Origin of the sequence: Paenibacillus sp. FSL R10-2788, from assembly GCF_038003885.1 — a bacterium.
GTDB classification, from domain to species: Bacteria; Bacillota; Bacilli; order Paenibacillales; family Paenibacillaceae; genus Paenibacillus_AQ; species Paenibacillus_AQ odorifer.
In genome coordinates, this window is the sequence record NZ_JBBOQA010000001.1 from 87,531 (window position 1) to 106,031 (window position 18,501).

Below are 18,501 nucleotides of genomic sequence, written 5' to 3' on the forward strand. Positions count from 1 at the left end.
AGTGATACGAATGCTGAAGATTGGCGATATCGAGATGAAAAATCAGGTTGTTCTGGCACCTATGGCTGGCGTGTGCAATCCGGCTTTTCGTCTGATCGCTAAGGAATTTGGTACAGGTCTGGTCTGTGCGGAAATGGTAAGCGATAAGGCCATTATTCACGGAAATACACGTACTCGCGAAATGTTGTTTGTAGATGAACGGGAGAAACCGCTTAGTTTGCAGATTTTTGGCGGGGATAGAGAATCACTGGTGCAAGCAGCAAAAGTGGTTGATAAAGAAACCAATGCTGATATTATCGATATCAATATGGGATGCCCAGTGCCTAAAGTAACTAAATGTGATGCGGGAGCCCGCTGGCTTTTGAATCCCGACAAAATCTATGAAATGGTCTCTGCGGTTGTCGATGTTGTCGATAAACCCGTAACCGTGAAAATGCGGATTGGCTGGGATAGCGAGCATATTTTTGTCGAAGATAATGCGCGTGCGGTTGAACGTGCCGGGGGTAAGGCTGTCAGCGTACACGGTCGTACCCGGGAGCAGCTTTACACAGGCCATGCGGACTGGAACTATATCAAGATGGCAAAAGAAGCAGTTTCTATTCCTGTTATTGGCAACGGGGATGTTAATACACCTGAAGATGCTCGGGCTATGTTGGATCAGACTGGCTGCGATGGCGTAATGATCGGGCGTGGAGCACTCGGCAATCCTTGGATGTTGTATCGTACGATTCAATATTTGAGCACCGGCGAGCTTATGCCTGAACCTGGCTTGGATGAGAAGATTAAGGTTGCTATTCTTCATATGGATCGACTGGTAGCTCTTAAGGGAGAAGCTGTAGCTGTCCGTGAGATGCGTAAGCATATGGCCTGGTACTTAAAAGGCTTGAAGGCTGCCGCTAGAGTGAAGGATGTTCTCATGACAGAAACAAAACGCGATGGAATGGTGAGGATATTGAATGATTTTGTCGTTCAATTAAAGCATGAAGAAGAGAGCAAGGGCATTGAAATGTCTTCTTCTGCTGTATAATCACCTTTTTTCTGCTGATATTTGAACACATCTGACTTTATATGTGGTGTCATTGACATTTTGTAGCGGTTCCAATATAATTTCACAGTATAAAATCGCCGTTACAGTAAGAGCAATGCAGCAGGGAGGGTTCTTATCCTTCTAGATTAGCATATAGTATGGTGTTTTCAATAATTGTATACGACAGGAGAATCGGTTGAGATGAGCGATAAAGAAGTCATCCTTACGCCGGACGGGCTAAAACGTCTGGAAGATGAGCTGGAGACCCTCAAATCCGTAAAACGCCGTGAGGTTGCTGAACGGATTAAGGTAGCGATTGGCTACGGAGATATCAGTGAGAACTCGGAGTATGAAGACGCGAAGAATGAGCAAGCTTTTATCGAAGGACGCGTTCTAACTTTGGAGAAGATGCTTCGCAACGCGCGTATCATCAATAGCGACGAGATCGTTACTGACGTAGTAAGTATTGGTGTTACTGTAAGTGTCGAGGATTTGGAATATGGGGACACTATGGAGTATACGATCGTAGGTACAGCAGAGTCTGATCCACTGAATAACAAGATTTCCAATGAAAGTCCGGTAGGCAAAGCTATTATCGGGAAAAAAATAGGTACGGTTGTTGATGTTTCTACACCTGCAGGAGTTATTCAATATAAAATTCTCGATATCAGAATGAAGTAATATACAGACCTTAATGTCTGTAAATAGATGTGCTGCCGTATGTATTAGTCATTTCACTGTACATAGGTAGATAAGGGAACATGTTTGGGAAAGCTTCCTTAGGGAAGCTTTTTTCAAATCATCCAGAAACGATAGGTAAAACAAACTGCTTATATTTTGAGCTGGAACGGGACTGTCCTCTAACTATGGAGACGGAGCCGTTTCTTCTTGTGTATATGATATTACTGAGTTATAAGGGGATGAATCGCATGACCGAGGAAATGAACAATGTGGACAATGCAGAGAACGAACTTAGTGAGCTTTTGCAGATCCGCCGTGCCAAACTGGACGAGCTAAGAGGACTTGGTATTGATCCTTTTGGCAAAAAATACGAGCGCACAGCTAACGCTGGCGATATCGTAGCTAAGTATGATGGACTTTCCAAAGAGGAATTGGACGAGCTTTCTGTTGAAGTGAGCATTGCTGGACGTATTATGGCAAAACGCGTTATGGGTAAAGCCAGCTTTGCGCATATCCAGGACCTTAGTGGAAGAATTCAGCTTTATGTTCGTCAAGACAGCATTCCTGAAACTCAATACGCGGCGTTTAATGTTCTCGATCTGGGAGATATTATTGGCGTTCGTGGAACAGTATTCAAAACCAAAACAGGCGAGACCTCCATCAAAGTGCATAATCTCGAAGTCTTGTCCAAATCCCTGCTGCCACTTCCTGAGAAATATCATGGTCTTAAAGATGTAGAACTGCGTTATCGCCAGCGCTATGTTGATTTGATTATTAATCCGGAAGTTCAACAGACCTTTATTGCCCGTTCAAGAATTATTCAATCGATGCGTCGCTATTTGGATTCACTTGGTTATCTTGAAGTTGAAACACCTACACTTCATACGATCGCCGGCGGAGCAGCTGCGCGTCCGTTTATTACTTACCACAACACACTTGAAATGCAGCTGTATATGCGGATTGCTATCGAGCTTCACTTGAAACGCCTTATTGTTGGCGGTTTGGAAAAAGTGTACGAAATCGGCCGTGTATACCGTAACGAGGGAATGTCGACTCGTCATAATCCAGAGTTTACTATGATTGAGTTGTACGAAGCATATGCTGACTACAAGGACATCATGAATCTCACGGAGAATATGATTGCACATATTGCCCAAGAGGTATTAGGTACACAACTGCTGGATTACCAAGGCAAAGAGGTAAATCTGTCTCCAGGATGGCGTCGTGTAACTATGGTTGATGCTGTTAAAGAAGTAACCGGTGTTGATTTCAGTGTTCACATGACAGATGACGAAGCACAAGCTTTGGCAAAAGAACATCGTGTGCCTGTTGAGAAACATATGACGTTCGGTCATATCCTTAACGCTTTCTTCGAGCAATTTGTAGAGGAAACTCTAATTCAGCCAACCTTTGTAATGGGACACCCTGTTGAAATTTCACCACTTGCGAAGAAAAACGATGAGGATCCACGCTTTACCGATCGTTTTGAGCTGTTTATTGTGGGTCGTGAGCACGCTAATGCATTTAGTGAATTGAATGATCCGATTGACCAACGTCAACGCTTTGAGGCACAGATCCAGGAGAAAGAGCAAGGTAATGACGAAGCTCATGAGATGGACGATGATTTCATCCGCGCCCTGGAATATGGTATGCCACCTACTGGCGGACTGGGAATCGGCGTAGACCGTCTGATCATGCTGCTTACCAATTCTGCATCGATTCGCGATGTATTGCTGTTTCCACATATGCGTAACCGTACTGAATAGTATCTATACAACACAGGGCTTAAGGGAGCTGTCTAAGGACAGTTCTCTTGGCTACTGTTGATTAGAAGCGGTGCTTTCACTTCATTGCTCCTATAGAATGTAGAGATTTAATATTAGTTTCAAAAAAACTCTTGCAATGAATCTCTATACATGATATATTCTAAGTCCGGCCAAGAAATACACATGCCGAGCTCGAAAATGAGGTTAAAAAAAGAGCTTGACATTAAATAGCCGAACATGATATAGTATAAGAGTTGCTGCTGAGACATTAAACGGCGTCAACGAGAACTTGATCTTTGAAAACTGAACAACGAGTGAGTAGGAAATCACGCAAGTGAAATCCAAAATTAGAGAATTAATTTTCTCGTCAGATGTTTCAAAATGAGCATATCGCTCTTTTCAATACTAATTGGAGAGTTTGATCCTGGCTCAGGACGAACGCTGGCGGCGTGCCTAATACATGCAAGTCGAGCGGAGTTATTTTGAAAGCTTGCTTTCAAAATAACTTAGCGGCGGACGGGTGAGTAACACGTAGGCAACCTGCCCTTCAGACTGGGATAACTACCGGAAACGGTAGCTAATACCGGATAATTTCTTTTTTCTCCTGAGAGAAGAATGAAAGACGGAGCAATCTGTCACTGAGGGATGGGCCTGCGGCGCATTAGCTAGTTGGTGGGGTAACGGCCCACCAAGGCGACGATGCGTAGCCGACCTGAGAGGGTGAACGGCCACACTGGGACTGAGACACGGCCCAGACTCCTACGGGAGGCAGCAGTAGGGAATCTTCCGCAATGGGCGAAAGCCTGACGGAGCAACGCCGCGTGAGTGATGAAGGTTTTCGGATCGTAAAGCTCTGTTGCCAGGGAAGAACGTCCGGTAGAGTAACTGCTATCGGAGTGACGGTACCTGAGAAGAAAGCCCCGGCTAACTACGTGCCAGCAGCCGCGGTAATACGTAGGGGGCAAGCGTTGTCCGGAATTATTGGGCGTAAAGCGCGCGCAGGCGGCTATTTAAGTCTGGTGTTTAAACCTTGGGCTCAACCTGAGGTCGCACTGGAAACTGGGTGGCTTGAGTACAGAAGAGGAAAGTGGAATTCCACGTGTAGCGGTGAAATGCGTAGATATGTGGAGGAACACCAGTGGCGAAGGCGACTTTCTGGGCTGTAACTGACGCTGAGGCGCGAAAGCGTGGGGAGCAAACAGGATTAGATACCCTGGTAGTCCACGCCGTAAACGATGAGTGCTAGGTGTTAGGGGTTTCGATACCCTTGGTGCCGAAGTTAACACAGTAAGCACTCCGCCTGGGGAGTACGGTCGCAAGACTGAAACTCAAAGGAATTGACGGGGACCCGCACAAGCAGTGGAGTATGTGGTTTAATTCGAAGCAACGCGAAGAACCTTACCAGGTCTTGACATCCCTCTGAATCTGCTAGAGATAGCAGCGGCCTTCGGGACAGAGGAGACAGGTGGTGCATGGTTGTCGTCAGCTCGTGTCGTGAGATGTTGGGTTAAGTCCCGCAACGAGCGCAACCCTTAACTTTAGTTGCCAGCAGGTAATGCTGGGCACTCTAGAGTGACTGCCGGTGACAAACCGGAGGAAGGTGGGGATGACGTCAAATCATCATGCCCCTTATGACCTGGGCTACACACGTACTACAATGGCCGGTACAACGGGAAGCGAAGCCGCGAGGTGGAGCCAATCCCATCAAAGCCGGTCTCAGTTCGGATTGCAGGCTGCAACTCGCCTGCATGAAGTCGGAATTGCTAGTAATCGCGGATCAGCATGCCGCGGTGAATACGTTCCCGGGTCTTGTACACACCGCCCGTCACACCACGAGAGTTTACAACACCCGAAGTCGGTGGGGTAACCCGCAAGGGAGCCAGCCGCCGAAGGTGGGGTAGATGATTGGGGTGAAGTCGTAACAAGGTAGCCGTATCGGAAGGTGCGGCTGGATCACCTCCTTTCTATGGAGAATCGTTCTCTGCAATGAGGACATTCAAATCGGAAGCTCAGCTTCCAAAACTCAGGTTTAGGCCTGTTACTCACTCGTTGCTCAGTTTTGAGAGTTTAAGCTCTCAAGTAAGACTTGATCCTTGAAAACTGGATACCGAAACGAATTTGCGTTTTAGAACATCTTTTAGCAACTTGTGCAAACAAGTAAATGTTATTAGTGAGATGATTCCAAAAGAGAATGTCATCGTATGATATTTTTCTACGGAAAAATCAAGGTTAAGCTAATAAGAGCACACGGAGGATGCCTAGGCGCCAGGAGCCGACGAAGGACGTGGCGAACAACGAAACTGCCTCGGGGAGCTGTAAGCAAGCTTTGATCCGGGGGTGTCCGAATGGGGAAACCCAGCTGTGGTAATTCGCAGTTACTCATACCTGAATACATAGGGTATGTAGAGGCAGACCAGGGGAACTGAAACATCTAAGTACCCTGAGGAAGAGAAAACAATAGTGATTCCGTCAGTAGCGGCGAGCGAACGCGGAACAGCCTAAACCAAGGGGCTTGCCTCTTGGGGTTGTGGGACGTCTCACATGGAGTTACAAAGGAATATGGTAGGTGAAGAGGTCTGGAAAGGCCCGCGATAGAGGTAAAAGCCCTGTAACCTAAACTGTGTTCTCTCCGAGACGGATCCCGAGTAGTGCGGGGCACGTGAAACCCCGTATGAATCCAGCAGGACCATCTGCTAAGGCTAAATACTACCTGGCGACCGATAGTGAAACAGTACCGTGAGGGAAAGGTGAAAAGCACCCCGGAAGGGGAGTGAAATAGAACCTGAAACCGTGTGCTTACAAAAAGTCAGAGCCCGATCTATGGGTGATGGCGTGCCTTTTGTAGAATGAACCGGCGAGTTACGTTTAACATGCAAGGTTAAGCCGAGAAGGTGGAGCCGCAGCGAAAGCGAGTCTGAATAGGGCGAATGAGTATGTGGACGTAGACCCGAAACCGTGTGATCTACCCCTGTCCAGGGTGAAGGTGCGGTAACACGCACTGGAGGCCCGAACCCACGTACGTTGAAAAGTGCGGGGATGAGGTGGGGGTAGCGGAGAAATTCCAATCGAACTCGGAGATAGCTGGTTCTCCCCGAAATAGCTTTAGGGCTAGCCTCGGTATAAGAGTAGTGGAGGTAGAGCACTGATTGGGTGCGGGGTCCGCAAGGATTACCAAGCTCAGTCAAACTCCGAATGCCATATACTTATTGCCGGGAGTCAGACAGTGAGTGCTAAGATCCATTGTCAAAAGGGAAACAGCCCAGACCATCAGCTAAGGTCCCCAAGTGTGTGTTAAGTGGGAAAGGATGTGGAGTTGCACAGACAACCAGGATGTTGGCTTAGAAGCAGCCACCATTGAAAGAGTGCGTAATAGCTCACTGGTCGAGTGACTCTGCGCCGAAAATGTAACGGGGCTAAACACACCACCGAAGCTATGGCTAGATACGTATGTATCTGGGGTAGGGGAGCGTTGTGTAGGGGTTGAAGGTGTACTGAAAAGAGCGCTGGACACTACACAAGTGAGAATGCCGGTATGAGTAACGAAAAGATCAGTGAGAATCTGATCCGCCGAAAGCCCAAGGTTTCCTGAGGAAGGCTCGTCCGCTCAGGGTAAGTCGGGACCTAAGGCGAGGCCGAAAGGCGTAGTCGAAGGACAACAGTTTGAAATTACTGTACCACCGTAATCCGCTATGAGCGATGGGGTGACGCAGGAGGGTAGTGACGCGGACTGATGGATGTCCGTCTAAGCAGTGAGGCTGATGTGTAGGCAAATCCGCACATCGATAAGGCTGGGCTGTGATGGGGAGCGAAAATTATAGTAGCGAAGGTCATGATCTCACACTGCCAAGAAAAGCCTCTAGCCAGGAGAAGGTGCCCGTACCGCAAACCGACACAGGTAGGCGAGAAGAGAATTCTAAGGCGCGCGGAAGAACTCTCGTTAAGGAACTCGGCAAAATGACCCCGTAACTTCGGGAGAAGGGGTGCCCCGGTAGTGTGAATAGCACGAGGGGGCCGCAGTGAAAAGGCCCAAGCGACTGTTTAGCAAAAACACAGGTCTGTGCGAAGCCGCAAGGCGAAGTATACGGGCTGACGCCTGCCCGGTGCTGGAAGGTTAAGGGGAGTGGTTAGGGGTAACCCGAAGCTATGAACCGAAGCCCCAGTAAACGGCGGCCGTAACTATAACGGTCCTAAGGTAGCGAAATTCCTTGTCAGGTAAATTCTGACCCGCACGAATGGCGTAACGACTTGGGCGCTGTCTCAACGAGAGATCCGGTGAAATTTTAATACCTGTGAAGATGCAGGTTACCCGCGACAAGACGGAAAGACCCCATGGAGCTTTACTGCAGCTTGATATTGAATTTGGGTACGATCTGTACAGGATAGGTGGGAGCCGTAGAAATCGGAGCGCAAGCTTCGGTGGAGGCGCCGTTGGGATACCACCCTGATCGTATCTAGGTTCTAACCTAGTACCCTAATCGGGTACGGGGACCGTGTCAGGCGGGCAGTTTGACTGGGGCGGTCGCCTCCTAAAGAGTAACGGAGGCGTTCCAAGGTTCCCTCAGAATGGTTGGAAATCATTCGCAGAGTGCAAAGGCATAAGGGAGCTTGACTGCGAGACCTACAAGTCGAGCAGGGACGAAAGTCGGACTTAGTGATCCGGTGGTACCGCATGGAAGGGCCATCGCTCAACGGATAAAAGCTACCCTGGGGATAACAGGCTTATCTCCCCCAAGAGTCCACATCGACGGGGAGGTTTGGCACCTCGATGTCGGCTCATCGCATCCTGGGGCTGAAGTAGGTCCCAAGGGTTGGGCTGTTCGCCCATTAAAGCGGTACGCGAGCTGGGTTCAGAACGTCGTGAGACAGTTCGGTCCCTATCTGTCGTGGGCGCAGGAAATTTGAGAGGAGCTGTCCTTAGTACGAGAGGACCGGGATGGACGTACCGCTGGTGCACCAGTTGTTCCGCCAGGAGCATGGCTGGGTAGCTACGTACGGACGGGATAAGCGCTGAAAGCATCTAAGCGTGAAGCCCCCCTCAAGATGAGATTTCCCAATTAGTAAGACCCCTTGAAGACGACGAGGTAGATAGGTTGGAGGTGGAAGTGCAGCAATGCATGGAGCTGACCAATACTAATCGGTCGAGGGCTTATCCTATACTTAGAATGCAGATTCGTTTCGGATTCAGTTTTCAGGCATCAAGCCTGAAATACGCTTAGAAATTCATTGTCACTTCTGGTGATGAACCGAATTTCACGCGGCAGCGTCTGTTTCACAGACGCATGTTTGGTGGCGATAGCGGAGGGGTTCCACGCGTACCCATCCCGAACACGACCGTTAAGCCCTCCAGCGCCGATGGTACTTGGACCGAAGGGTCCTGGGAGAGTAGGACGTTGCCAAGCACACAAGACCACTGTTGAGTAATCGACAGTGGTCTTTTTGTTATGTAAATAGAGAATTCATTAGGCTATATTTTGAAATACTATGATGGAGATAAGCGTGGGTAATAAGATGAGCAGAAATGCATTGTGGATTTTTTATACACTATATGTCCACTGAGCACGGACTAACGTCCAATAATTCGCTTACTCGGGGGCCGTTTTTTGAATACCTACTCTGATGATGTAATGTTCTTGACAGTCCAAATGCCCTTTGCTAAGATGGCAATAATATATTTTTGGATAAGCATCTCAAACCTTAATTGAAGATCTACACTTGTTCAGCCCCCAGATGTACAGAATTGTCTGTCGTGAATGGACTGGAGTCAAAGGTTCTTCTTTCATAAAGTTTGTAGGCGGGTATAATTTAAAACAACCGAGGAGGAATGACCCAGGTGTGGAAAGATAAGTTTGGTAAAGAAGGTCTAACTTTTGATGATGTGCTGCTGGTTCCGCGTAAATCTGAGGTACTGCCTAAAGAAGTGGATTTGACCACAGTTCTAAGTAAGAATGTGAAGTTGAATATTCCACTTATGAGTGCAGGGATGGACACAGTCACAGAAGCAGCCATGGCCATTGCAATTGCTCGTGAGGGTGGCATCGGGATTATACACAAGAATATGCCTGTAGAGCAGCAAGCGGAAGAAGTAGATCGTGTGAAGCGTTCCGAGAGCGGAGTTATTACGAATCCATTCTCACTTACGGCAGAACACATGGTATCTGATGCAGAGCTTTTAATGGGTAAATATCGCATTTCCGGAGTGCCGATTGTAGACAGTGACAATAAACTTGTCGGTATTCTAACTAATAGAGACTTACGCTTTATTCATGATTTCAATATTCAGATTAAAGAAGTTATGACACATGAGAATCTTGTAACAGCTGCTGTGGGTACAACCCTTCAGGAAGCAGAAGGTATCCTGCAACGTCATAAGATCGAGAAGCTTCCCCTTGTGGACGAGAATAATATTCTTAAGGGTCTCATCACCATTAAGGATATTGAAAAAGCTATTCAATTCCCTAACGGAGCCAAAGATGCACATGGCCGTCTACTTGTTGGAGCAGCTGTTGGTATCTCTAAAGACACGTTCGAACGTACTGCAGCATTAGTAAAAGCTGGTGTGGATCTGATCGTCGTCGATTCTGCACATGGTCACCACATTAATATTATTGAAGCGGTTCGCCAAATTCGTGAGTTGTATCCTGATCTTACGATTGTTGCTGGTAACGTAGCTACAGGCGAAGCAACCCGTGAACTTATTGAAGCTGGTGCATCTGTAGTTAAAGTAGGTATTGGACCAGGATCGATCTGTACAACACGCGTTATCGCTGGTATCGGCGTACCTCAGGTTACAGCCATTTATGATTGTGCGACAGTTGCTCGTGAGTATGGAATTCCTATTATCGCTGATGGCGGTATTAAGTATTCTGGGGAGATCACAAAGGCTATCGCAGCTGGTGCTCATGCTGTAATGATGGGAAGTATGTTTGCGGGTACAGAAGAAAGCCCAGGGGAATCTGAGCTCTATCAAGGCCGTAAATTTAAAGTATATCGTGGTATGGGCAGCATGAGTGCCATGAAACAAGGCAGTAAAGACCGTTATTTCCAAGATGATGATAAAAAGCTCGTTCCTGAAGGAATTGAGGGACGTATTGCTTTTAAAGGGCCTCTTTCTGACACTGTTCATCAATTGATCGGCGGATTGCGCTCAGGTATGGGCTATTGCGGTACGAAGTCATTGGAAGAACTGCGTAACGATACTTCTTTCATTCGCATCACAAGTGCTGGACTTCGTGAGAGCCACCCGCATGATGTGCAAATTACAAAAGAAGCACCAAACTATTCCGTATAATGGACTAACCGTATTATTTTTTGGACAGACAGGACTATTTCGTCCTGTCTGTCTTTTTTTGCGGGTACCCCTGTGTTAGAATAGAACAAGCTATTGATATGAGATTTAAAGGAGAGTCGTAATCATTGAAGCACAAACGAAAATTTAATGGTAAGCAAATTGTAATTAAGACAGCGACTGTAGGTCTGCTTTTAAATATGTTAATGAACCCAGTAATTCCAGCATTGGCTGAAGCGGGCAAAACTCCGGTTACAACCGAAGGTGCCGCAACTACTACTGAAACTGCACCCAAGACCAACGCAGTTAAGATCCCTTCTGTGGAATCTCTTAACTTGGAATTGAGTTCTGCTATTCTAATAGAACCAACTACAGGCCAAGTACTTATGGCTCTAAATCCAGATACACCACTCCCACCTGCGAGTATGACCAAGATGATGACTGAATATCTTGTATCTGATGCCGTGAAAAAAGGAGACATCTCTTGGGATCAGAAAGTTATCATTCAAGAGAATGCTTCCAAACAGGTCGGATCACGAATTTTTTTGGCAGCTGGAGATGAACATACGGTTAAAGAGCTATACATAGCGATGGCCGTAGGATCAGCGAATGATGCCACAGTTGCTTTGGCAGAATTGGTATCGGGTTCAGAAGAACAATTCGTAGAACTAATGAATCAGACTGCACAGAAGATGGGCATGAAAAATACCTATTTTATTAACTCAACTGGACTTGATCGGGCAGACATGCCGAAGAAATTCCGTCCTGATCTTGATAAAGAGACTGTAATGTCAGCTAGAGATGCAGCTACTCTTGCTAAATTTATAGTTACTGACCACCCGGACTTCACTGAATTTACAACGATTCAGTCTTATAAATTCCGTGATCGGGATACAGCGCCGATCATTAACTACAACTGGATGCTGGAAGCTAACAAAAGTATCCCCAACTTTAAGGCATATGCTTATCCAGGTCTAGATGGACTGAAGACTGGCCATACCACAAATGCAGGTAACTGCTTTACAGGTACTGCTGTGCGTGATGGAATGCGTCTAATCAGTGTTGTTATGGGTGCTAATTCAGAGGCACATCGATTCACAGAAACTAAAAAAGTGCTCGACTACGGGTTTAACAACTTTGAAATCAAACAGGTTGTAGCTCCGAAGGCTGTTATTGCTGGCACGGAAACAGTTCCGGTACTGAAAGGCAAGAATAAAGATGTTTCTATAGTTACTGATGAAGGAGTTTCTTTCATTGTTCCTAAGGGAACTGTTTCTCCTGAAGTTACTACAACTGTTGTAACAAATGACCCTGCAACTTTGGTTGCTCCTATAGCCCAATCCTCTAAAGTAGGTAAAGTTACCTATTCCTACAAGGCTGAAGGCATGCAAGCAGCACAGGAGAAAACAGTTAATCTGATCACTGTAGAGGAAGCTGAGAAAGCTGGCTGGTTCAAGTTGTTCCTTAGAGCGATTGGCGATTTCTTCGGTGATTTATTTTCAGGGATCAAGAACTTGTTCTAATGCAGTTCGGTGTCGAAATCAGCAGTAAATCCGAGTAAATGGGTTGTAGATTTCCCTTCATTGGGGTAAAATTACAAGTTAGATTAAGATAGATCATTCGGGGGGTTAGGACATGGAAACAGGTACATCGCGAGTTAAAAGAGGCATGGCAGAAATGCAAAAAGGCGGCGTCATTATGGACGTCATGAATGCAGAGCAAGCAAAAATTGCTGAGGCTGCTGGTGCAGTTGCTGTTATGGCTCTGGAACGCGTACCTTCTGACATTCGTGCAGCTGGCGGTGTAGCACGGATGGCCGATCCTACAATTGTAGAAGAGGTTCTCAAAGTGGTAAGTATCCCTGTTATGGCTAAGGCTCGTATCGGCCATTATGTAGAAGCGAAAGTTCTAGAATCTTTGGGTGTTGATTACTTGGATGAGAGTGAAGTTCTTACTCCTGCTGATGAAGTATTCCATATTGATAAACATGAGTTCACCGTTCCTTTTGTATGTGGAGCGAAGGATCTGGGAGAAGCACTGAGACGTATTAACGAAGGTGCCTCCATGATCCGTACAAAAGGTGAACCAGGAACAGGCAACATTGTTGAGGCCGTGCGTCACATGCGCTTTATCAACAGTCAAATCCGTAAAGTAACGAATTTGTCCAAGGACGAGCTATATAATGAAGCAAAGAACCTGGGAGTTTCCTACGAGCTGTTGCTCGAAGTGCATGAGCTTGGCAAACTGCCGGTTGTTAACTTTGCCGCTGGGGGTGTAGCTACACCTGCCGATGCTGCTCTTATGATGCATTTGGGTGCTGATGGTGTATTCGTAGGTTCGGGTATTTTTAAATCGGACAATCCTGAGAAATTTGCGCGTGCGATTGTTGAAGCCACTACACACTATACTGATTACAAACTGATTGCTGAAGTATCCAAGAACCTTGGTGCACCAATGAAGGGGATTGATATTGCAACTCTCACCCCGGCTGAACGTATGTCGGAGCGTGGCCGTTAATAGAGAGAAGGTTGTAGGATGAAGATAGGAGTATTGGCGCTTCAAGGCGCTGTTACGGAGCATATTGTTAGTATAGAGAAGACCGGTGCAGAAGGCGTGCCTATCAAGCGTGTGGAGCAGCTAGAAGAAGTTGAAGGCCTGATTATCCCCGGCGGAGAAAGTACAACGATTGGAAAGCTAATGCGGAAATATGGTTTCATAGAAGCCATCCGTGATTTTTCTGATCAGGGCAAGCCTATTTTTGGCACATGTGCGGGTATGATCGTGCTGGCCAAAAAAATTGCCGGTGGTGAACCGGGGCATTTGGAGCTGATGGATATTACCGTAGCCCGGAATGCATTCGGCCGCCAACGGGAAAGCTTTGAATGTGATCTGGAGGTTAAAGGCATTGATGAGCCGGTTCGTGCTGTATTTATACGTGCACCGCTTATCAACGAGGTAGGACCGGGAGTTGATGTGCTTACAGTCTATAATGATGAGATTGTAACCGCGCGCGAAGGGAACTTGCTGGTGTCTTCTTTTCATCCAGAACTGACTGATGATTTCAGACTGCACCAATATTTCGCCGATATGGTAGAGGTGAATAGGGAAGTCCAACAACAAAATCGCATATAAAGAACATCCTGACTCTTTCAAAGCTGTAATCAGCATTTTGAAAGAGTTTAGGCTGTTTTCAGGAGGGAAACTTTGTGTTAGATGTAAAAATACTACGTAGTGATTACGCAAGAGTGGAAGAGGCTTTAGAAAAACGGGGCAAATCACTGGATTTAATTGCTGATTTTCCACAACTTGATTTGCGTCGACGTGAATTACTGCAAGAAACCGAAGGGCTTAAGAACCGTCGTAATACAGTTTCGGGTGAAGTAGCGAAAAAGAAAAAGAACGGCGAGCCAGCGGATGACCTAATTACAGAAATGCGTACGGTATCTGACCGTATTAAAGAGCTTGATGATGAAGTACGTGAACTGGAAGCTCAGATTGCTGATCTTACTATGAATATCCCTAATATTCCTCATGATTCAGTTCCAGTAGGGAAGTCTGAGGATGATAACGTTGAATTACGCCGCTGGTCGGAGCCCAAAGAGTTCGGATTCACTCCGAAATCACATTGGGAGCTTGCGCAGCAGCTTGATATTATTGATTTCGAAGCTGCAGCAAAGGTTACAGGATCCCGGTTTGTTTTCTATAAAGGACTTGGAGCACGTCTAGAACGGGCGCTGATTAACTTTATGATGGATCTTCACAGTGGTGAGCATAACTATGAGGAAATGCTGCCGCCTTACATTGTGAACAAAGATAGCTTGTATGGTACAGGACAACTGCCTAAATTCGAAGAGGATCTGTTCAAGCTGCGGGATACCGAATACTATTTGATTCCTACAGCTGAAGTACCGGTAACGAACTACTATCGCGAAGAGATTTTGACGGCAGCTGACCTGCCTAAATACCATGTAGCTTACAGCTCTTGTTTCCGTTCTGAGGCGGGCTCGGCGGGCCGTGATACTCGCGGTTTGATTCGCCAGCATCAATTCAACAAGGTAGAGTTGGTGAAGCTCACCACCCCTGAATCCTCTTATGAGGAATTAGAAAAAATGACAGCAGACGCTGAAAGTGTGCTGCAGCTGTTAGGACTGCCTTATCGTGTACTTGGGTTATGTACGGCTGATATGGGCTTTACATCGGCTAAGACGTACGATCTGGAAGTGTGGTTGCCTGAGAGTGGGATGTACCGTGAGATCTCCTCTTGCTCAAATACAGAAGACTTCCAAGCACGCCGGGCAAATATTCGTTTCCGTAAGGATCCAAAATCGAAGCCTGAATTTGTTCATACGCTGAACGGCTCTGCTTTGGCGGTTGGACGTACAGTTGCTGCAATTCTTGAGAATTATCAGCAAGAGGATGGCAGTGTTCTGATTCCAGAATGCCTACAACCTTATATGCGCAATGTAAAATCGATACAACCAAAAACTATTTAAAGATATAGTTGCTTTTTCTTTGCATTGTATGGTACAATCCTAATGCATGTGAAATTTAAATGCATTTGGAGAGGTACCGAAGCGGTCATAACGGGGCGGTCTTGAAAACCGTTAGGGTGCAAGCCCACATGGGTTCGAATCCCATCCTCTCCGCCATTCCTTTATGAACTTAAAGAATAATTAGATAGAAACCGTTCCCTCTGGGGGACGGTTTTTTGTTTTGTTTGGTAGACCGAGTTCTATTGAGAATAAAAAGCTTCATTTCTCCGCAATGTATTAGAGAAGGAGGATGATCATAATCATGGATAGATCATTAGAAGTTGATCAGCATAAGCTTGTCTCAGCCTGGCAGGAGCGTTTGCCGGCGTTGATGGATGATGGGGATAGTTTCAGTGTGCTGGCGGATAATGGGGATCCGAATAGCTTGCTGATTCATTTTAATGCGGCAGGTCATCAAGGCTATTCATTGGATTTTCGCTGCAAGTATGTAGATAGCAGAGAAGTGGCAGTGGATCTGCTGGATGTGGAACAGAGCGGTCTCCATATTGATGAGCGTAGTGATGCCGTACAGCAGCTGGCACAGCAATACTCACGGCAAATTCATGAATGTGCTCAGGCTCTTCAGAACTTGACCAATCCTTAGGAGGAATGAAAATGTCGAAACCAAAAAGTATCCCTGTTCCTGGGGCAGAGCCAACAAGTGGTGAGCGGAGAAAAGACCATACACCTTCAGGTCCAGAACCGCTTTCAGGTTCTAAAAAGGTGAAACAAGCGAACCATGTTGACCACCATAATCCACAAGGTTAACAAATAAAAACGTTAAGAATTTTAAAGAAGTGTTTCTTGATTTTTACAAATGGTTTATCATAGGAGGGGGAGAGATTTCTTTTACAATGGGAGAGGAGAACAATAATGAACAAAAAGTGGGGTTTGTCGGCCGCTGCATTGCTGCTTACAGCAGCAGTAATTCTGCCGGGATGTGCAAGTAAACAGGAGGCGCCAAAAGAGGCCTTAAAATCAGCCGCTACTAAAGCGACTACAATGTCATCTTATGAGATGAAGAGTAAATTCACGATCAACGATCTTACGATCGAGACTTCTGACGCTGAATCTGCTGCAATGACTACACAGGTACTTAGTATGCTTAAGAATGCTGATATTACCGTTGATGGGGTATATCAAGCAGAGCCAATGCAGACAGAACTAACTATGGTTCTGAATCTGAAGGGCGATATGAGCATGAGCTTTAATGTTCCTATGGTAATGACTGCCGAGAAGTTGTATGTTAAGATTCCATCTATTCCTTTCGTACCGATTCCTGAGACGATCCTCAATAAGTTTGTAGAGGTTGATCTGAAGGCGTTGGCAGAGCAGGAGGGTGCAGAATTTAACCCAAGTACGATGGATACTCAGAAAATGCAGAAGCTGTCTAATGAAGTGGTGGACGCTGTCCTAGCTGAATATGACGAAGAAAAATATTTTAACGAGATTGATCCCAAAGATGCTAATTTACCAGAAGGCGTGGAAGCTAAACAAGTCGTTCAGTTCCAAGTGACTAACGATAATGTTAAAGAAGCAATCACTATCTTGGTGAATAATGCCCTGCCTAAAATCATTGATATCGTAAGCAAGGAAGAATACAAGGATATGCTGCAGATTAAAGATGCAGATCTAGCTAAGGCTAAAGAAGAACTGACATCAGGTGAAGCTAGAACTGAATTGGATAAGGGCTTAGCTGATCTTGATAAGTACCTTACCATCAACCAGTTCCACTATAATACTGCGATCAATAAAGATGGATACGCTGTGTATCAGGATTTATTGATGGATGTTAAAGTAAATGATCCGGAAGATGGCACAAAAGTAGCCTTCTCAGTAAATGGAACGGGCCAATACAGTAAGATCAACGAGAAGCCGGTATTCAAGATTGGTATCCCTCAAGGTGATGATGTAATTACAATGGATCAACTTGGAGAAGAATTCGGTGGTATGGGAACTTATTAATCCCAGCTCGCAAGATTAAGACCCGCATGATGCGTATATTATACGCCCATGCGGGTCTTTTTTTAGGAAAAAAAGTAGCACTCATTCCTGCGACAATGCAGAATCTTATTTCCGTTCCTCAGTCAGCACATCTTCGGTTAAGATTGCGTAGGTTTGGTGATCCTGCCACTGTCCATTTATTTTAAGATACTGACGGGCGATCCCTTCAGGTTTGAACCCACTCTTCTCCAGGACTCTTCGGGAAGCTTCATTATGCAATAAAATAGCTGCTTGAACTCTATGTAGACCTAAGGCCCGGAACGCATAGCCGAGGACTAATCCGACTGCTGCTGTCATATAACCTTGTCCTTGCATCCGATGATCCATTAAATATCCTAAATCAGCATATTGTGCTATACCTCGTGAGACGTTGGACAATGTGATCTGACCGATTATCTGTCCATCCAGCAGATAAATGCCGAACATATAAGCTCTGTCCTGTAGGGCGTCCTCAATACGCTGATTGATGATCTGTTGTTGACTCTCCAGGGTAAAGAAGTGCTCATCACGTTTTGGCTCAAACGGTTCATGGGTTACCCGGTTATTTAAACGAAGCTCCAGCAGGCTCTGTGCATCCTTAAGCTCAAGTGGAGAAATATAGATGCCTTGAGAGGTATGATATAGAGTAAGGGTCATTTAGGAGTCCTCCTTTTGTTTTATTGGCTTTTTACGTAAACGGCGAAAGAAGGAGGTGAGTAGATCTGCACATTCTTCTTGTAAAACACCCTGTATTACCTCAGTTCTATGATTAAATCGCGGCTCTTCAAGCAAGTTCATGAGGGTCCCGGCACATCCAGCTTTAGGGTCAGGCGTTCCATATACCGTGAGAGGCACTCTGGACTGCACTATTGCTCCTGCACACATCGGACAAGGTTCTAGGGTGACGTACAGCCGGCAATCCAGCAGACGCCAAGAATTCATGACATTGCTGGCCTCACGAATGGCTACCATCTCTGCATGGGCTGTCGAATCCATTGTCGTTTCTCGTAAATTGTATCCACGTCCTATAATTTCACCATGTCGAACAATGACAGCGCCAATAGGAACCTCACCTAATGCCTCAGCTTTACGTGCTTCTGCTATCGCCTGCCTCATCCAATATTCATGAACCGCTTGTATATCTTCTGGCGATTCATTGGCTTTAATATTCAAGATCATCTTCCCTTCTTCTGTAACCATTGTACAACGAACAAATATTCGTTCTTA

General features: G+C 46.1%; 13 protein-coding genes, 1 tRNA gene and 3 rRNA genes. 15 read left to right on the forward strand and 2 right to left on the reverse strand.

All coding sequences use genetic code 11. From position 1 onward, the window contains the following. Nucleotides 1-10 precede the first annotated feature (10 nt). From dusB to NSQ50_RS00485, 15 genes are all read left to right on the forward strand, one after another. On the forward strand, nt 11-1,027 hold the full coding sequence (gene dusB / locus NSQ50_RS00415; protein WP_036678722.1) for a tRNA dihydrouridine synthase DusB: 1,017 nt from the start codon (nt 11-13) through the stop codon (nt 1,025-1,027). Between the two features lie 201 nt (nt 1,028-1,228). Continuing rightward, nucleotides 1,229-1,708 carry a transcription elongation factor GreA gene (gene greA, locus NSQ50_RS00420; RefSeq protein ID WP_036678719.1) on the forward strand — a complete coding sequence of 160 codons (480 nt, stop codon included), beginning with the start codon at nt 1,229-1,231 and terminating at the stop codon, nt 1,706-1,708. Nucleotides 1,709-1,956: 248 nt separating this feature from the next. Beyond that, complete coding sequence (lysS, locus tag NSQ50_RS00425; RefSeq protein WP_038573979.1) at nt 1,957-3,474, forward strand: lysine--tRNA ligase; 1,518 nt, start codon at nt 1,957-1,959, stop codon at nt 3,472-3,474. A 406-nt stretch (nt 3,475-3,880) separates the two neighbouring features. After that, nucleotides 3,881-5,438, forward strand: a 16S ribosomal RNA gene (locus tag NSQ50_RS00430). 263 nt (nt 5,439-5,701) lie between these two features. After that, a 23S ribosomal RNA gene (locus NSQ50_RS00435) occupies nt 5,702-8,628 on the forward strand. Nucleotides 8,629-8,756: 128 nt separating this feature from the next. Next, nucleotides 8,757-8,873 (forward strand): 5S ribosomal RNA (gene rrf / locus NSQ50_RS00440). The 16S, 23S and 5S rRNA genes sit together here, the layout of an rRNA operon. A gap of 431 nt (nt 8,874-9,304) precedes the next feature. Beyond that, nucleotides 9,305-10,762, forward strand: a complete 1,458-nt coding sequence (gene guaB / locus NSQ50_RS00445) for an IMP dehydrogenase (RefSeq protein ID WP_036679982.1) — start codon at nt 9,305-9,307, stop codon at nt 10,760-10,762. A 125-nt stretch (nt 10,763-10,887) separates the two neighbouring features. Further along, entirely contained in the window at nt 10,888-12,282 is a 1,395-nt protein-coding gene (locus NSQ50_RS00450) for a D-alanyl-D-alanine carboxypeptidase family protein (protein WP_036679981.1), read from the forward strand. A gap of 112 nt (nt 12,283-12,394) precedes the next feature. Further along, nucleotides 12,395-13,276, forward strand: a complete 882-nt coding sequence (gene pdxS / locus NSQ50_RS00455; RefSeq protein WP_036679980.1) for a pyridoxal 5'-phosphate synthase lyase subunit PdxS — start codon at nt 12,395-12,397, stop codon at nt 13,274-13,276. Nucleotides 13,277-13,294: 18 nt separating this feature from the next. Continuing rightward, a complete protein-coding gene (gene pdxT, locus NSQ50_RS00460; protein ID WP_038568040.1) occupies nt 13,295-13,891 on the forward strand; it encodes a pyridoxal 5'-phosphate synthase glutaminase subunit PdxT in 597 nt (198 codons plus the stop codon). A 74-nt stretch (nt 13,892-13,965) separates the two neighbouring features. After that, complete coding sequence (gene serS / locus NSQ50_RS00465) at nt 13,966-15,252, forward strand: serine--tRNA ligase (protein WP_038568043.1); 1,287 nt, start codon at nt 13,966-13,968, stop codon at nt 15,250-15,252. 67 nt (nt 15,253-15,319) lie between these two features. Further along, nucleotides 15,320-15,408: transfer RNA gene (locus NSQ50_RS00470), tRNA-Ser, on the forward strand. Nucleotides 15,409-15,553: 145 nt separating this feature from the next. Continuing rightward, nucleotides 15,554-15,895, forward strand: a complete 342-nt coding sequence (locus NSQ50_RS00475) for a hypothetical protein (protein ID WP_036679977.1) — start codon at nt 15,554-15,556, stop codon at nt 15,893-15,895. Between the two features lie 11 nt (nt 15,896-15,906). Continuing rightward, a complete protein-coding gene (locus tag NSQ50_RS00480) occupies nt 15,907-16,059 on the forward strand; it encodes a small acid-soluble spore protein P (RefSeq protein ID WP_076138623.1) in 153 nt (50 codons plus the stop codon). A gap of 105 nt (nt 16,060-16,164) precedes the next feature. Beyond that, nucleotides 16,165-17,256, forward strand: a complete 1,092-nt coding sequence (locus NSQ50_RS00485; protein ID WP_076138622.1) for a hypothetical protein — start codon at nt 16,165-16,167, stop codon at nt 17,254-17,256. Between the two features lie 105 nt (nt 17,257-17,361). Here the strand turns inward: NSQ50_RS00485 and NSQ50_RS00490 are convergent, their stop codons facing one another. Next, the gene (locus NSQ50_RS00490; protein ID WP_038568049.1) at nt 17,362-17,931 is read right to left on the reverse strand and encodes a GNAT family N-acetyltransferase; all 570 of its coding nucleotides are present in this window, start codon (nt 17,929-17,931) and stop codon (nt 17,362-17,364) included. Continuing rightward, nucleotides 17,932-18,453, reverse strand: a complete 522-nt coding sequence (tadA, locus tag NSQ50_RS00495; protein WP_076225171.1) for a tRNA adenosine(34) deaminase TadA — start codon at nt 18,451-18,453, stop codon at nt 17,932-17,934. Between the last annotated feature and the right edge of the window lie 48 nt (nt 18,454-18,501).

Excerpts from the sequence above, each read along its gene's own strand:
- greA (WP_036678719.1), top strand. The coding sequence starts at position 1,229 with ATGAGCGATAAAGAAGTCATCCTTACGCCGGACGGGCTAAAACGTCTG.
- pdxT (WP_038568040.1), top strand. The coding sequence starts at position 13,295 with ATGAAGATAGGAGTATTGGCGCTTCAAGGCGCTGTTACGGAGCATATT.
- NSQ50_RS00490 (WP_038568049.1), bottom strand. The coding sequence starts at position 17,931 with ATGACCCTTACTCTATATCATACCTCTCAAGGCATCTATATTTCTCCA.
- dusB (WP_036678722.1), top strand. The coding sequence starts at position 11 with ATGCTGAAGATTGGCGATATCGAGATGAAAAATCAGGTTGTTCTGGCA.
- lysS (WP_038573979.1), top strand. The coding sequence starts at position 1,957 with ATGACCGAGGAAATGAACAATGTGGACAATGCAGAGAACGAACTTAGT.
- tadA (WP_076225171.1), bottom strand. The coding sequence starts at position 18,453 with ATGATCTTGAATATTAAAGCCAATGAATCGCCAGAAGATATACAAGCG.
- NSQ50_RS00480 (WP_076138623.1), top strand. The coding sequence starts at position 15,907 with ATGTCGAAACCAAAAAGTATCCCTGTTCCTGGGGCAGAGCCAACAAGT.
- NSQ50_RS00485 (WP_076138622.1), top strand. The coding sequence starts at position 16,165 with ATGAACAAAAAGTGGGGTTTGTCGGCCGCTGCATTGCTGCTTACAGCA.
- pdxS (WP_036679980.1), top strand. The coding sequence starts at position 12,395 with ATGGAAACAGGTACATCGCGAGTTAAAAGAGGCATGGCAGAAATGCAA.
- NSQ50_RS00475 (WP_036679977.1), top strand. The coding sequence starts at position 15,554 with ATGGATAGATCATTAGAAGTTGATCAGCATAAGCTTGTCTCAGCCTGG.